Origin of the sequence: Streptomyces sp. yr375, from assembly GCF_900110755.1 — a bacterium.
Lineage (GTDB): Bacteria > Actinomycetota > Actinomycetes > Streptomycetales > Streptomycetaceae > Streptomyces.
Map to the genome: position 1 here is coordinate 1 of NZ_FOFF01000068.1, position 14,845 is coordinate 14,845.

At 70.1% G+C, this 14,845-nt stretch carries 11 protein-coding genes, 2 pseudogenes and 1 riboswitch; of the genes and pseudogenes, 3 read left to right on the forward strand and 10 right to left on the reverse strand.

The features are described 5' to 3' along the window. Window positions 1-244: pseudogene (locus BMZ82_RS36700) on the forward strand (transposase); the annotation flags it as partial. Window positions 245-655: 411 nt separating this feature from the next. On the opposite strand, the gene asnB reads toward BMZ82_RS36700, so the two are convergent. The 8 genes from asnB to BMZ82_RS41100 all read right to left on the reverse strand — a co-directional run bounded on the left by asnB (window position 656) and on the right by BMZ82_RS41100 (window position 9,544). Then, the gene (gene asnB, locus BMZ82_RS36705) at window positions 656-2,509 is read right to left on the reverse strand and encodes an asparagine synthase (glutamine-hydrolyzing) (RefSeq protein ID WP_093781734.1); all 1,854 of its coding nucleotides are present in this window, start codon (window positions 2,507-2,509) and stop codon (window positions 656-658) included. 47 nt (window positions 2,510-2,556) lie between these two features. Beyond that, entirely contained in the window at window positions 2,557-3,798 is a 1,242-nt protein-coding gene (locus BMZ82_RS36710; RefSeq protein WP_256252307.1) for a cytochrome P450, read from the reverse strand. Between the two features lie 19 nt (window positions 3,799-3,817). Then, a complete protein-coding gene (locus BMZ82_RS36715; RefSeq protein ID WP_093781735.1) occupies window positions 3,818-4,918 on the reverse strand; it encodes a fatty acid desaturase in 1,101 nt (366 codons plus the stop codon). Between the two features lie 41 nt (window positions 4,919-4,959). Further along, a complete protein-coding gene (locus BMZ82_RS36720; RefSeq protein ID WP_256252308.1) occupies window positions 4,960-5,280 on the reverse strand; it encodes an acyl carrier protein in 321 nt (106 codons plus the stop codon). Next, window positions 5,267-6,211 (reverse strand): acyl-CoA desaturase, encoded by a 945-nt coding sequence (locus tag BMZ82_RS36725; RefSeq protein WP_093781736.1) that lies wholly within the window; start codon window positions 6,209-6,211, stop codon window positions 5,267-5,269. Before BMZ82_RS36725 ends, BMZ82_RS36720 begins: the two co-directional genes overlap by 14 nt. 18 nt (window positions 6,212-6,229) lie before the next feature. Further along, window positions 6,230-7,135 carry an acyl-CoA desaturase gene (locus BMZ82_RS36730; protein ID WP_093781737.1) on the reverse strand — a complete coding sequence of 302 codons (906 nt, stop codon included), beginning with the start codon at window positions 7,133-7,135 and terminating at the stop codon, window positions 6,230-6,232. Then, entirely contained in the window at window positions 7,125-8,969 is a 1,845-nt protein-coding gene (locus tag BMZ82_RS36735; RefSeq protein WP_093781738.1) for a fatty acyl-AMP ligase, read from the reverse strand. Before BMZ82_RS36735 ends, BMZ82_RS36730 begins: the two co-directional genes overlap by 11 nt. Before the next feature lie 407 nt (window positions 8,970-9,376). After that, a complete protein-coding gene (locus BMZ82_RS41100; protein ID WP_177244850.1) occupies window positions 9,377-9,544 on the reverse strand; it encodes a hypothetical protein in 168 nt (55 codons plus the stop codon). A gap of 302 nt (window positions 9,545-9,846) precedes the next feature. Here BMZ82_RS41100 and BMZ82_RS42400 point away from each other — a divergent pair, with 302 nt between their 5' ends. Then, window positions 9,847-9,975, forward strand: a complete 129-nt coding sequence (locus BMZ82_RS42400) for a hypothetical protein (RefSeq protein WP_256252309.1) — start codon at window positions 9,847-9,849, stop codon at window positions 9,973-9,975. A 287-nt stretch (window positions 9,976-10,262) separates the two neighbouring features. Here BMZ82_RS42400 and BMZ82_RS36745 read toward each other — a convergent pair whose 3' ends face one another. Then, window positions 10,263-10,889 carry a class I SAM-dependent methyltransferase gene (locus tag BMZ82_RS36745; RefSeq protein ID WP_093781740.1) on the reverse strand — a complete coding sequence of 209 codons (627 nt, stop codon included), beginning with the start codon at window positions 10,887-10,889 and terminating at the stop codon, window positions 10,263-10,265. Between the two features lie 179 nt (window positions 10,890-11,068). After that, complete coding sequence (locus tag BMZ82_RS36750; RefSeq protein ID WP_093781741.1) at window positions 11,069-11,671, reverse strand: hypothetical protein; 603 nt, start codon at window positions 11,669-11,671, stop codon at window positions 11,069-11,071. A gap of 385 nt (window positions 11,672-12,056) precedes the next feature. Next, window positions 12,057-12,280, forward strand: a riboswitch (cobalamin riboswitch). A gap of 172 nt (window positions 12,281-12,452) precedes the next feature. On the opposite strand from BMZ82_RS36750, the pseudogene metE reads away from it, so the two are divergent. Beyond that, window positions 12,453-14,784: pseudogene (metE, locus tag BMZ82_RS36755) on the forward strand (5-methyltetrahydropteroyltriglutamate--homocysteine S-methyltransferase). Window positions 14,785-14,845: the final 61 nt, after the last annotated feature.

Sequence of the window (14,845 nt, forward strand, 5' to 3'; positions counted from 1 at the left end):
ACGCGCACACGTCATCCTCTGCTGGCTCGCCCTGCTGCTGATCCGCATCACCGAGACCACCACCGGCGCGACCTGGCCGACCGTCCGCCGCGAACTCGACCGGCTCCACCTCGGCACATTCACCGGCCCCACCGGCCTGTTCCGCCAGGTCACCACCCTCACCAAGCCCCAGACCGACCTCCTGGCCAAGCTCGGCATCCCCACACCGAAGCAGATCATCGCCCTCGAACCCACACCCCGCTGACCAGCACGAACACCAGCGCCTAGAGAAACGCCTCTCAGGCGCCCTCACCCATGTCCGCCCAGGTCAGACCCCAGATTCGTGACTCTATGCCGCTGAATTACGCGGAACGTAGGCGTGGGAGACCCTGGCCGAGGACACGGTCATGCTCGTCATCGTGGTCTCGGTGATCGCCTACATCAGGTCCAGGATGCGGAGGAAGGCGCGGAGCTGAGCGGCTCCGCCCATGGATACGTCGGGGCGACGGCCGCCGTGTGCGGCATGCTCACCCTGACGTACGCCCTCAGCTACCAGCGGGTGCTGGAGGAACTGGACCTGGCCGGAGTGCAGTGCGAACCTGCCTCCGGCCGAGGCGACCGCGGCGCTTTCGGAGTCGTCGTTGCTCCTTGCCCCCGAGTAAGGAAGAACCCTCGGTCAGATCTCCAGCGTGATGTCGTGGCGGTGCAGCCAGGCGTTGAGCCCGAGGGCGAGTTCGGCGCTTGGTCGGATGTCGTTTCTGCCGGTGTCGGTGGTTGCCTGCTTCAGTGTCTCGGTGTCCAGCAGTGGACGTACCGGTGCGTCCCGGTCGGCGGACAGGTGGGCCAGCTCCGTCCGCAGTACCTCGGCGTAGCGGGGATCCTGGGTGCTGGGGTACGGGCTCTTGACCCGGTCGGCGACGATGTCCGGCAGGACGTCGCGGGTCGCGGCGCGCAGCAGGGATTTCTCGCGCCCGTCGAACGTCTTCATCGCCCACGGGGTGTTGAAGACGTATTCGACCAGCCGGTGATCGCAGAACGGCACCCGCACTTCCAGGCCGACGGCCATGCTGGCCCGGTCCTTGCGGTCGAGGAGGACCTGCATGAAGCGGGTCAGGTGCAGATAGCCGACCTCGCGCATCCGGCGCTCCAGTCCGCTGTCACCGTCCAGGTGCGGCACTTCGGTCAGCGCCTCGCGGTAGCGCTGGTGCTCGTAACCGGAGAGGTCCAGTTTGGACAGTAGTCCGGCATTCAGCAGGGTGGTCTCGTGTCCGCCGTTGCCGCCGGAGAAGGTCGCCGTCACGTGGGCCGCGATCCACGGAAAGGTGTCGGCGTGTACGGCCTTGGGGACGTGGAACCAGCGGTAGCCGCCGAAGAGTTCGTCCGCCGCCTCTCCTGAGACGGCGACCGTCGAGTGTTCGCGGATCGCCTTGAACAGGAGGTAGAGGGAGGTGTCACCGTCGCCGAAGGTGTTGGGCAGGTCGCGGGCGGTCCGGACGGCGGCCCGGTGGCCGGGGTCCATGAGTTCGGCGGTGTCGAGGACGATGTCGTTGTGGTCGGAGCGCACATGTGCGGCGAGGGCTCGCGCGTACGGGCCGTCGGGGGTGCCGCGCAGGTCGTCGGCCCTGAAGTTCTCGGTGTACTCGGTGAAGTCGACCGCGAAGGAGCGCACCGGGCCGTGGCCGGCGTCGGACAGCGTGCGGGCGGCCAGGGCCGTGAGGGCCGAGGAGTCCAGGCCGCCGGAGAGGAGCAGGCACAGCGGTACGTCGGCGACGAGCTGACGGGCCACGATGTCATCGAGGAGTTCACGGACCCGCGCCACGGTCGTGTCCAGGTCGTCGGTGTGCTCGCGGGCCTCAAGTGCCCAGTAGGTGCGGGCGGTCAGGCCGCGTCGGTCGACGCGGACGACGCTGCCGGGCAGTACCTCGCGCATCCCCTTGTACACGGCGTGGCCAGGGGTCTTGGTGAAGGTGATCAGCTCGGCCAGACCCTCGGCGTCGACCGTGGGGCGTACGGCCGGGTGGGCGAGGACGGCCCGTGGCTCGGAGCCGAACAGGACGCCGTCGGGAGTGGGGTAGTAGAAGAGGGGTTTGACGCCCAACCGGTCGCGTACCAGGAGGAGTTGTTCCCCGCGCGGGTCCCACAGCGCGAAGGCGTACATGCCGTTGAGACGCTGGGTGAAGTCCTCGCCCCACTGGAGATAGGCGTGCAGCACCACCTCGGTGTCGCTGCTGGTGCGGAAGGAGTGGCCCAGGGACTCCAGCTCCTGCCGCAACTCCCGGTAGTTGTACACCTCACCGCTGTAGGTGGTGACGAGCAGGGTCCGACCGTCGCGCTCGACGGACATGGGCTGCCTGCCGCCCTCGATGTCGATGACGGCGAGGCGCCGGTGCCCCAACGCGGCGTGCTTGTCCAGCCAGACGCCGCCGGCGTCCGGGCCCCGGCAGGCCACTGTCTCCGTCATCGCCGAGAGCGTCTCGCGCTCGGTGGTGAGGTCTTGGTCGTAGGCGATCCATCCGGTGATTCCGCACATGACGGCCGCTCCCCTTCTTTTCTGGCCCAGGAACCGAGTTGTGTGGCCTAGGAACCGAGCGTCACGTCCATGCGGGCGAAGCCGCGTGTCACGAGCTGATCCCGGTAGGCGGGCGGGGCCGCGAGGGCCAGGCGCGGGAAGCGTCGTAGCAGGACGGGCACGGCGACTTCGACCTGCATTCGGGCGAAGGCGGCGCCCAGGCAGTAGTGCGGGCCCAGTCCGAAGGAAAGCGGCCGGTTGTCCTTCCGGGCGAGGTCGAACGTCGCCGGGTCGGTGAACCGGCGGCGGTCGCGGTTGGCGGCGGCCAGGACCAGCAGCGCCCTGCTGCCCGCGGCGACGCGATGACCGTAGAAGTCGATGTCCGTGTCGGCGGCCCGCGTCAGCACGTGGTTCGGTGGGTCGATCCGCAGGGTCTCGGTGACGAAGGCGGCGAGCAGGTCGTCATCGGTGGTCATCCCGCGGCCCTCGGCCGGGTGCTCCAGCGCGAGCCGCACCGTGTTGCCGATCATGTCGCTGGGGCTCTGCACGCCGGCGATCACGAACATCACCAGGCCGGCGACGAGTTCCTCCTCGGTCACGGCTCCGTCGGCATCCCGGTCCCGCACCATCGCGCTGACCAGGTCGTCGCCCGGCCGGCGGCGGCGTTCCCGCACGAGGCCGCCGAGATAGTCGACCAGTACGTCCATCCCCGCGTCGGCGGGCGCCAGTTCACGGGGGTCGAAGACGGGCTCGAACGCGGTCGTGGTGGCGGTGACGGCGGTCCGCAGGCCCATCCGGTCAGCCTCGGGGATGCCGAGCAGCTCTCCGGTGACGGTCATCGGCACGCGGGTGGCGAATGCCTCGACCAGGTCGAGCGGGCCGCCGTCGTCGAGGGCGGCGAGCCGGTCCGTCCACCGCTCGGCGGCCTTGACTGCGAGGTCCCGCCGCTCGGCGACCTGGCGAGGCGAGTAGGCCCAGCCGGAGAACCGTCGCATGCGCTCGTGGTCGGGTGAGTTGCTGAACATCATGATCTTGGTGAAGCACTGCCACGACGAGTGGTCGATCATCCCGGTCGACCGGTGCACGGCGGCGTCGGTCACCAGGAAACGGGGGTCGCGCAGGGCGGTGCAGATCTCGTCGTAGCCGAGTACGAGGGTCCCGGAGGGGCCCAGGGGGATCACCGGACCGAGTTCCCACAGGGCGTCGTACAGCGGATAGGGGTGGTGTTTCCCGGCCGGGGTGAACAGCTCCGAGAGGGCCTCGGCCGGCCCCATGACCGGCCCGGTCACCTGCTGATCGGTCGCTGGCATGATGCTGCCTCCATCGAAGTCACGCGGAGTGGGACATCTCCTCCGGCCGGTTTCCCGGTGGCTTCCTCGCCGCCGGGAAACCGGTGTAGAACCCCGCCTCCGTGTCGTACAGGTGAAGGCTCCGCAGGATCCGCCACAGATGGCGGAGCCGCAGCCGCTCCTCCCGGACCATGCCCGGATGGGCTCCCTTCAAGGCGAGCTGCGCCTTGGGGAGGTTGTAGAACGGGATCGCCGGGGCCACGTGGTGCGCGGTGTGGACGGAGATGTTGTGGGTCAGGAACGACAGCACCTTCGGATACGCGTAGTCCGTGGTGAGAAGCAGCCTGCTGGCGTTGCGCGTCCAGTACTGCGAGGTCAGGAAGGGGACGTCGGCGGCGCTGTGGTGCATGAGCGTCGTCGCGCTGAACCACAGGTGGGTCATCAGCCAGGGCAGGACGAAGTAGCACAACAGGCCCCGCAGACCGGTGAACACCACGAGTGAGGACAGGCCTACGACGGCGACGGGCCCGGTGAAGGCGATGGACCGCCACACATCGCGGCGCATCGACCGCTTGGGGAAGTAGCCGGGCCGAAAGCCCGACACGAGCCAGTACCGGATGGTGCCGCCCCAGAAGGCCCAGGTCCGGGTGCCCGCGTAGACGGCTTTGGCGACGGGGGAGAGGCGCTGGTAGGCGGCCGGGGGCAGCGGGCGCCAGTCGGTGTCGAGTTCGAGACTGTTGGTGTGTGAATGATGCAGATTGTGGACATGCCGCCAGGAGTGGTACGGGTACAGCAGCGGGAGCAGCGCGAGGCTTCCCGCGGCGGTGTTCAGCCGTCGTGACCGGGAGAACGAGCCGTGGCCGCAGTCGTGCGCGATGCAGTGCATCCCCCAGCCGCCGAGGCCGGCCACGAACCACAGGGGGACGTCGAGCAGCCAGGAGGGGGAGAACGCGACTCCGATGATCGCCCCCGTGTAGAGGAAGAGGCTCACCGCGAGCCCGAGCAGCCCGCGGGCCGTGCGCGGAGTGAAGTACTCGCGCGGGATCGACCGCGTCAGGTGCCGCCCCTCCAGCGCCCGCGACTTGTCCAGGAACTCCTCGAACCGCCGGTCCGGGCCGGTGGGTATGCCGCTGATGGCCATGAGACGTCCTCGCTCTCAGTTCCCTTTCTCAGTTCCCTCTCTCAGTTCTTTCTCTCCGTGCTGCTCTTCGTGCTGCTCTCCTCGATGAGCCGCCGACCGAGGTGGACGGCCACGGCGTCGATGGACGAGTGCTCGTACAACAGGGCGGGCGACAGGCGGAGTTCGACGAACTTCTCCAGCTTTCCGCACATCTGGATGCCGGCGCGGGAGTCGAGCCCGTAGTCCTCGAAGGACCGGGTCGTGTCGACCGTGGCGGGATCGACGGACAGCTTGTCCACCAGGTAGTCGACCATCCACGCGCGGATGGCCTCCTCGGTGACCGGACCGTCGGACGTGCGCTCGTTCTTGTTACGGCGAAACACGGTGGGACTCCTGTCGTTTCCGGGCGATGCGTGCGGCGGTCGGCTCGTGCAGGTTCCACACGACGCGCAGCTTGCCGAGGGCGGTCAGCGCCCAGCCGCTGAGGTCGGGCTCCCACCACCGGGTGGCGTGCCGGTAGGACCCGGGAAAGGCGTGGTGGTTGTTCTGGAGGCCCTCGCCGAAGGTGAGGACGGCGACCCACCAGTTGTTGGTGCTCTTGTCCCCGTTGTCGAACGGCCTGCTGCCGAAGGCGTGGCAGACGGATCCGACGCACCAGGCGGCCTGATTGGCGACGAAGATCCGGGCGAGGCCGCCGAAGACGAGGCCGGAGAACGCGGACATCGCCGTGTGCCCCACGCCGAAGCCGATCGCCGCCGGGAGGACGAGACCGGTCAGCACCCACATCGGGTACAGGCGGTGATGCAGGACCAGGCGCCGCTCACGCAGCAGGTCCGGGGCGTAGACGGACCACTTCGACGACTCCTCGCTGAGCATCCACGGCATGTGCGCGTACCACAGACCGCGCATACGGGCCTTGACGCCCGCGCCGTGCAGGTTGGGCGAGTGCGGGTCGCCCTCGCGGTCGGCGAACTTGTGATGCCGCCGGTGGGTCGCCACCCAGAACAGCAGCGGGCCCTGCGCGGCCATGGAACCGGCGGCCATCAGGACGTCCTGGAACCACGGCGAGGTCTTGAACGCGTGGTGGGCGAGATACCGGTGCAGCCCGATGGTGACTCCGCCCAGGTGCACGCAGTAGAACACGCCGAACAAGGCCACATCGGTCACCGTGAACTGCCCGGTCACCAGCAGGTACCCGGCGGCGACGGTGCCGATGAGCGGCAGGACCATGGTGGTCAGCGCGGAGAACCTCTTGATCCGCAGGCTTCTCGGGTCGAGCCGGACGATGCCCGGCGGGGCAGTGAGAGCCGCCATGGTTCCGTCTCCCTTCTCTCAGGCTTTCCGGGCCGTGGTCACCCGCGCGGGATAGCGGACCTCGGACACCAGTCCCGCTCGGTCCAGGAGGCGGATGACCTCGCCGGTGATGTCGATCTGCCAGAAGCGGTGCCGGTTGTGCGCCAGAGCCGGCTGGGAGTGGTGGTTGTTGTGCCAGGACCCGCCCACCGAGACCGGCGCGAGCACGGCGAGGTTCTGGCTGGAGTCCCGGGTCTCGTACGGGCGGCGGCCCAGCGTGTGCCCCAACGAGTTGACCGTCCACGTCACATGGTCGAGGACGAACATCCGGGCGAACCCGCCCCACAGCAGCCCGCCGAGCGCGTCCACCGGCCGACCGGTCGCCGCCCACCCGACGACCGCCGGCAGGGCCAGCCCCAGGGCGATCCACCAGGCGTAATAACGGTCGACCGTGCAGACATGGCGATTGCGCAGCAGATCGGGGACGAACTTGGCCCAGCCCTCCCGCCGTACGGTGAACAGCCAGCCGACATGGCCGTGCCACAGGCCGCGCAGGACCGCCGTCCGCCCTTCGCCCCGTGGGCGCGGCGAGTGCGGATCGCCGTCCCGGTCGGCGAAGGCGTGGTGTTTGCGGTGCACCGACACCCAGAACAGGATCGGGCCCTGAGCCGCCATGCTCCCCGCGACGCCCCACAGGAAGGTCAGCACGGGTCCGGCGGAGAACGAGCGGTGGGAGAAGAACCGGTGCAGCCCGCCCTCGACACCCAGTGACGTGAGCAGGTACATGCCCATGAAGAGCGCGAAGTGCAGCCATGACCAGCCGTGGTGAACGGTGAAGACGATCGCGGCCGCGAAACCGACCGTGGACCCGCCGACGGTGGCGCACGCGAGCACGAACGCGAGCCGATCCCTCGGCGGCCCGGCCGCCTTGACCTCAGCGTTCATGGCGCGGCCCCCCGGAGAGATCGGAGAGAGCGGAGGCATTTGAGAGACCGGGGGGCTCGGGGGGCTCGGGGGGCTTGAGAGTGCCGCCCAGGGTGTGTTCCAGATACGCCGTCCGCGCGGCCCCCCGGCGGATCTTCCCGCTGGTGGTCATGGGGATGGTGCCGAGCCGTACGAGGTGTACGCCGGCCGGTCGGACGCCGTGTTCGGAGGCCACCGCCGCCAGCAGGCTGCCGCGCAGAGCGTCGAGTTGGGCGGCGGGCCGACGGTGGTCGCGGACCTCGGCGACCACCATGACGTGTTCCTCGGACGTGCCCGGGAGCGCGAAGGCGACCGACCGGTGCACGGACGGATCGGCGCGGTCGACCGTGCGCTCGATGTCCTGGGGGTAGATGTTCCGGCCGGCCACGACGAGCAGACCGTTCATCCGGCCGGTGACGAACAGTTCGCCGTCGCGCAGACAGCCGAGGTCACCGGTCCGCAGATACGTCTTCGGACCGGCGCGGCCGGTGGGCGTCGCACCGAACGTCGAGCTGGTCAGCTCGGGTCTGCGGTGGTAGCCCGCGGCGACGTTGGGCCCCCGCACCCAGATCTCCCCGACCTCGCCGTCGGCCAGCACCCGGCCGGAGTCCGGATCGACGACAAGCAGCTCGTGGCCCTCCGCCGGGCCCCCGCAACCGACCATGGGCAGCGAGTCGTCGACCACGGGCAGCGCGTCGTCGGCCGTGGGCAGTGAGTTGTCGGCCGTGTCCACCATCCGGCCGCGGGACAGCTCCTCCCGGTCCACCCACTCGACCCTGATGGGCGTCCCGGGTGCTTTGGCCGTCACGAGGAGGGTGGCCTCGGCGAGCCCGTAACACGGGATCAGCGTCTGCTCCCGGTAGCCCAGGGGCGCGAACCGCTTCCGGAAGGCGTTCAGGGTGTTGAGCACGATCGGCTCGGAGCCGCAGAAGACGTGCCGGAGCGACGACAGGTCGACACCGGCCAGATCCTCGTCGTCCACGGTGTCGGCGCAGAGCTGGAAGGCGAAGTTCGGCGCGACGGTGATGGTCACCCGGTGTTCGGCGATCGCCCGAAGCCAGCGGGCCGGCTGCTGGACGAAGTGCTCCGGCGTCATCATCAGCAGCGGCCAGCCGCCGTGCAGCGCCAGCATGATGGTGCCGATGAGTCCCATGTCGTGATAGGGCGGTAACCAGGTCAACCCGACGCGGTCGTCCTCCGCGCCGATGTGCCGGCCGATGGCCTGGCAGTTGCTCATCAGGTTGGCGTGTGTCAGCTCCACGCCCTTCGGGTCGCCCGTCGAGCCGGACGAGTACTGGATCAGCGCGATGTCCGTGGGCCGCACCGGCACCGGATCGTCGGGCACCGGCAAGGCATGCCCGTCGGCCGTACTCGAAGGAGGCTCGTCATCCAGCGGGATCAGCCGCGGCATCATGTCTCCGTCGGCCGTCATCCCGGCGAATCGTCGCTCATGGCGGGCGTCGGCCAGGATCGCACCGGGCGCGCAGTCGGCCAGGATCGAACGCAGCCGGGTCACGGCCCGCCGGTTGGTCGGAGGGAAAGCCGGTACGGCCGTCGCACCGACCTGGAGTATGCCCATCAGCCCCGCCACGAACCGCAGTCCGGGCCGACCGGCCAGCACCACGCGATCGTCACTGTGTCCACCGGACCGCAACTGCTCTGCCACAGCGTCGGAGTACTGCTTCAGGTCGCGATAGGTCCAGGACTCAACGTGGTTGCTGGTCCCGTCGGCCAGGAAACGGAACGCTGGACGGTGGGGCGTGCATCGTGCCCGGACATCGAGGATGCCGGCGAGCGTCACATCCGGCCGGGACATGTACAGCGCGATCGGTGAACACGCTCGATCCTGCTGACGTGTCGTCGCGACCTCCTGCTCCACCGAACCCCTTCCCAGAGTCGCCGGGTTGGGCGCTCCCACTAGAGAAGACAGCAGTCGATCAGGTGAGGCCGAAACTCTATCCCCTTCAACTTCCGCTTGACCATATCGACTTGCGTTGTCGATCCCGGCAGCGCTGCGGCAGCGCCACGAGTCGCGAAGCGTTGCCCGAACTGGGTTTGGCGGATACGGACGCGGATCTCGAGGGGCCGGACCTCCACCGGCGGGGTCGGCGGGGTCGGCTGGTCGGCGGTCCAGGCCAGATCCACGGGGCGGCGGACACCGGGAGCGGGCGGCCGTACAACAGGCCTACGGAGCGGGCGAGTTGTTCGGTCGGCAGCGCCGTGCTATGCGGCCAGGTGGTGGCCGGGTGGTCGGGTGCGGGCCAGGTGTTGGGTGATCCGGATGCCGGTCGCGGTGATCTGGGCGTGGACGTCGAAGGCTGCGGGCACGCGCACGGCGGGTGCGGGCAGGGGCAGCAGCCGGGGAGGTGATGCGGTGCGGGGGTTGCGCAAGGCCGAGCAGGGTGTACATCTCGGTTCGCAGGCGGTCCATGGCGTCACCCGGTGGCGCGAACGCGGCCTGGGCGGCGGTGCGCCCGGGACCCGGCCGGTACGCCCGCAGTGCGTCGTCGATGTCTTCGGCCCATCCCAACTACGGTATTTGGCCTAGAAGTTCACCCATTGGGCTTCTGCGGATCAGCTCGCCTCCGTCTCGGTGGACGTTCGCGACGGGGCGATCCTGCGCGGTGCAGACGGGCACGAGGTCGATCCAGTCGTAGGTCCAGCCGGGCGCGGAAGCTGACGGTCCCGAGTGGATGGACGCTCGGTCCTCGGACGAGCATCGCCCCACGACGGCCCGTGGAGCGCTGCACGGACGCCCGCAGATCGCCGTGCGCGACATCCAGGACGCCTGCCCGCCCCGCGCCGTCCGGCCACCGTCGTGAACTGGGGCACCCCGCACGGACCGAACCAGCACCAGGCGCCACGGGGCCCCCGCGCCGCGCACCCGCGACCCCGGCCTCGATCTTCCGCAGGCCGCCATGCGCGACCTGAGCAACTACGCCTTCCCCACGGGCCCTTGCTGCCGGGTGCCCCGGATGCGCTCGGACGTCACCTGGCGGACCCGGGCCGACACGGGCGTGGCCCGGTCACCGCTCGACCGCGTCATCCGCAGCCTGGTCGCACCCCGTTGGCGCGGCGGGAAGGGGTCGGATAGGGCGGCGGTACGCGCTCACGTGGTGGGGCGGGAGTGCACGCTGACGGCGTAGCCGCAGCCTTCGTAGTAGGGGTCGCCGTTCCAGGTGGCGTAGCGCTGGCGCAGGGTCAGGCCGGCCTGGGTGCACCAGTGGTCGAACTCCGTGAGGGTCACCGTCGGTTCTGGCAGGGGTAGGTGTGCCGCGTCCAGGCCCATGCCTGTGACCAGCAGTCCGCCGGGGCGCAGTGCGGCGGCCAACTGCCGGACGACGGTTGACTCGGTACCGGGGGACAGCAGGGGGATGACGTTTCCGGCGGCGAGTGCCAGGTCGAAGCCGGGCTTCGACCCGAGGGTGTCCAGACGGGTCAGGTCGCCGAGGAGCCACTTCAGCGTGGGGGCGTCGCGGTGTGCGACGGCGAGCATGGAGGCGTCGACGTCCACACCGGTGCAGTGGTGGCCCAGCTCGGCAAGCCGGATCGCGATCCGGCCGGTGCCGCAGCCGGCGTCGAGTACCCGGGCGGCGGGCGTCAGCAGGGCGGCGCAGAAGGTGGCCTCGCCGTGGATGTCGTGACCCGATTCGGCGAGCCGCGCGAAACGCCGGGCGTACTCCTCTCCGGCTTGTCCGCCTGTCAGTTCCGACCAACGGTCGCGTTGCCTGCTCATGTTCAGCGTGCCTTCCGGTCAGCCTCGCCCAGCAGGGCCGAGGACGGTGCCATCGCACTTCTACGCCTGTAGTCGTGTAGGCGTGGACCTCGCGGCCCGCCCGCTACAAAGGTACGCAGGGCGGCGAGGCCCTCGACGGGCACGCTCGTCCAACCCGGTACCGTCGACCACCGTCGCCTTCAACGGTTCTGCGCGCCCGGCATCTCCTTCCTCGCCCGAGCCCGGTCGAGGAACCACAGGCCCAGGCCCACCAGTACGGCCGCCCCGACCCCGTACGCCGGCAGCCACAGGGTCGTCGTAGCTGACAGGCAGTCGGCGACGGCCTCATGGATCTTGGCCTCCTGCGCGCGGGCCAGGGCGGTTCTGTCGCGACCAGCCAGGTTCGCCAGCGCGGCCTCCGCCTGGATGCCCTCGTACCTGCCCGTCTCAGGACACGCGCGTCTGGTGCCTGACATCGGGAACAACCACGCCGAGCGCTGGAGTACGGGGGCCAGTGTGATCGCTACGCACAGGCCGACGACCAGTGAGAACGCGGCCAGATTCCGCAGGTACGTGGATCGGAGGCCGGGCATCCATGTCGGCATCCGGTAGAAGGAGAAGATCACCGCAAGAAGGGTCACCCCGATGTACGTGGCGAACCATTGCCAGGAACCCTGCGCGAACGCGGCCGTCAGCACGGCGGCGAGCGCGATGCCGATGACCCCCGGCTGACCGGCGGTGTCGCCTCCCGCACCAACGGATGCCGAGTGCCGGGTTTGTTGAAGGCTGGGGTGGTCGTCCATGGTCTCTCCCGCATGGCTTGGAGGCCATCAGCATCCGGGCACAACCCGCCCCGGCGCGGAGCCATGCCGGACCCGCCGGGCAGCCCCGCCCGGTTGGCGGGGATCCGGGCGGCCGCTGTCGCCGAAGGGGCGCCGAAGGGTCGGTGAAGGGCCGCGACGGCGTACGGACTGGCCGGCGGCCGACATCGTCGACGTGCCGTCACACGACGGCGTGGCCCCGGTGGTCGCCCGGGGCTCCGCTACGCGCCGTACGCCGACCGGCGTGTACCCAGGCCAGGCCGCTTGGGCCGGTGAAACGGACAGGTGGCGCTTCCCGCGCGTGGTGCGTTCCAGACCCGTCCGCCTCGTGGTTCATCTCACTCATCCGAATGTCGGCCGTCCCTCTAGGCTGGCCGGTGCAACTGGTTCGCCCCGTCCGCCAGGCGGGATGCGTCGCAAGAGGGAACCCGGTGTAAATCCGGGACTGCCCCGCAGCGGTGAGTGGGAACGACCGCCGTCATACGCACTGGGCCCGACGAACGGGCCTGGGAAGCGACGGCCAGTAGGTGTCCTCCGACAAGGAGGGCGTGCCCGCGAGTCCGAAGACCTGCCCGTTGCCCGCGTACGACCCACTCGTGCGCGGACATCCCGGTGACCTCGTGGGCGGGTCGGCGTACATGTCAGACGGAAGGCGGACGACCGCGCTGTGTCGCGCGGGGTTGCCTCCGTCCGGTTCGTCACCCCTTCGCGTCCGTGTCCCTTCGCCGGGATCTCAGGGATTCATCTCGCGAAGGAGATCTCCGTGACCACCAAGCCCGCAGCCGCGGCAGCACGGGCCACCGTGTACGGCTACCCCCGTCAGGGACAGCACCGGGAACTGAAGAAGGCGATCGAGGGGTACTGGAAGGGCCGCGTCACCGCCGACGCGCTCCGTGCCACCGCCGCCGAACTGCGCGCCGCCACCTGGCGGCAGCTCGCCGACGCCGGTATCGACGAGGTGCCCACCGGTGACTTCTCGTACTACGACCACGTCCTGGACACCACCGTCATGGTCGGCGCCGTCCCCGAGCGTCACCGGGACGCCGTCGCAGCCGATCCGCTCGCCGGGTACTTCGCCATGGCGCGCGGCACGCAGGATGTCGCGCCGCTGGAGATGACCAAGTGGTTCGACACCAACTACCACTACTTGGTACCGGAGTTGAGCCCGGACACGGTCTTCGCCGCCGACTCCGCCAAGCAGGTCGCCGAGCTGAAGGAGGCCCTTGCCCTCTCGTACACCCTCGGGACGGCGGCTCGGCCGGTGCTCGTCGGTCCCGTCACCTACCTGCTGCTCGCCAAGCCCGCCCCTGGTGCGCCCGCCGACTTCGACCCGCTCACCCTCCTCGACCGGCTGCTGCCCGTGTACGCCGAGGTCCTCGCCGATCTGCGCGCGGCCGGCGCCGAGTGGGTGCAGCTCGACGAGCCCGCCCTCGTCCAGGACCGCACCCCCGCCGAACTGAACGCCGCCGCCCGCGCCTACCGCGACCTCGGCACCCTCTCCGACCGGCCGAAACTGCTGGTCGCCTCCTACTTCGACCGCCTCGGCGAGGCCCTGCCGGTGCTCGCCAAGGCCCCTGTCGAGGGGCTCGCGCTGGACTTCACGGACGCCGCGGCCGCCAACTGCGACGCCCTCGTCGCCGTCGGCGGGCTGCCCGGCAAGCGCCTGGTCGCGGGCGTGGTCAACGGCCGCAACATCTGGGTCAACGACCTGACCCGGTCCCTGTCCACGCTCGGCACCCTCCTCGGGCTGGCCGACCGGGTCGACGTCGCCGCCTCCTGCTCCCTGCTCCACGTCCCGCTCGACGCCGCCGCCGAACGCGACATCGACCCGCAGATCCTGCGCTGGCTCGCCTTCGCCCGCCAGAAGACCGCCGAGATCGTCACCCTCACCAAGGGCCTGACACTCGGCACCGGCGCCATCGCCGTCCAACTCGCCGCCAACCGAGCCGACTTGGCCTCCCGCGCGGCCTCGCCGATCACCCACGACCCCGTCGTACGGGCCCGGACCGTCGCCGTCACAGACGCCGACGCCCGCCGCTCCCAGCCCTACCCCGAACGCGCCGCCGCCCAGCGCGCGCACCTCGGGCTGCCCCTGCTGCCGACCACCACCATCGGCTCCTTCCCGCAGACCGCCGAACTGCGCACCTCCCGCGCCGACTTGAGGGCGGGCCGGATCGACACGGCCGGCTACGAAGAGCGCATCAAGGCCGAGATCGGTGAGGTGATCGCCTTCCAGGAGAAGGCCGGTCTCGACGTCCTCGTGCACGGCGAGGCCGAACGCAACGACATGGTCCAGTACTTCGCCGAGCAGCTCACCGGCTACCTCGCCACGCAACACGGCTGGGTGCAGTCCTACGGCACCCGTTACGTCCGCCCGCCGATCCTGGCCGGCGACATCTCCCGCCCTGAGCCGATGACCGTGCGCTGGACGACGTACGCCCAGTCGCTCACCTCACGCCCGGTCAAGGGCATTGCTTACCGGGCCGGTCACCATGCTCGCCTGGTCCTTCGTCCGCGACGACCAACCCCTCGGCGACACCGCCCGGCAGGTCGCCCTCGCCCTGCGCGACGAGGTCAACGACCTTGAAACGGGCGGGACTTCGGTCATCCAGGTCGACGAACCCGCACTGCGTGAGACGCTCCCGCTGCGCGCCGCCGACCGCCCGGACTATCTGGCCTGGGCCACCGAGGCGTTCCGGCTCAGCAGCAGCGGAGTGCGGCCGGACACCCAGATCCACACGCACATGTGTTACGCCGAGTTCGGCGACATCGTCCAGGCCATCGACGAGCTCGACGCGGACGTCATCAGCCTGGAGGCCGCCCGCTCCCACATGCAGGTCGCCCGCGAACTCGCCGCCCACGGCTACCCGCGCGAGGCCGGCCCCGGCGTGTACGACATCCACTCGCCGCGCGTCCCGAGCGCGGAAGAAGCCGCCGAACTGCTCCGTACCGGTCTGAAGGCGATCCCCGCCGAACGCCTGTGGGTCAACCCCGACTGCGGACTGAAGACCCGCGGCTGGCCCGAGACCCGGGCGTCCCTGGAAAACCTGGTCACCGCCGCCCGCACGGTCCGCGGCGAGCTGCCCGCGTCCTGACGCGGATGAGCCGTCGGGCCGAGGTGCCACCTGCGCCTCGGCCCGGAGGCCGACCCGCCTC

Excerpts from the sequence above, each read along its gene's own strand:
- asnB (WP_093781734.1), bottom strand. The coding sequence starts at position 2,509 with ATGTGCGGAATCACCGGATGGATCGCCTACGACCAAGACCTCACCACC.
- BMZ82_RS36710 (WP_256252307.1), bottom strand. The coding sequence starts at position 3,798 with ATGCCAGCGACCGATCAGCAGGTGACCGGGCCGGTCATGGGGCCGGCC.
- BMZ82_RS36715 (WP_093781735.1), bottom strand. The coding sequence starts at position 4,918 with ATGGCCATCAGCGGCATACCCACCGGCCCGGACCGGCGGTTCGAGGAG.
- BMZ82_RS36725 (WP_093781736.1), bottom strand. The coding sequence starts at position 6,211 with ATGGCGGCTCTCACTGCCCCGCCGGGCATCGTCCGGCTCGACCCGAGA.
- BMZ82_RS36730 (WP_093781737.1), bottom strand. The coding sequence starts at position 7,135 with ATGAACGCTGAGGTCAAGGCGGCCGGGCCGCCGAGGGATCGGCTCGCG.
- BMZ82_RS36735 (WP_093781738.1), bottom strand. The coding sequence starts at position 8,969 with ATGTCCCGGCCGGATGTGACGCTCGCCGGCATCCTCGATGTCCGGGCA.
- BMZ82_RS42400 (WP_256252309.1), top strand. The coding sequence starts at position 9,847 with ATGGACGCTCGGTCCTCGGACGAGCATCGCCCCACGACGGCCCGTGGA.
- BMZ82_RS36745 (WP_093781740.1), bottom strand. The coding sequence starts at position 10,889 with ATGAGCAGGCAACGCGACCGTTGGTCGGAACTGACAGGCGGACAAGCC.
- BMZ82_RS36750 (WP_093781741.1), bottom strand. The coding sequence starts at position 11,671 with ATGGACGACCACCCCAGCCTTCAACAAACCCGGCACTCGGCATCCGTT.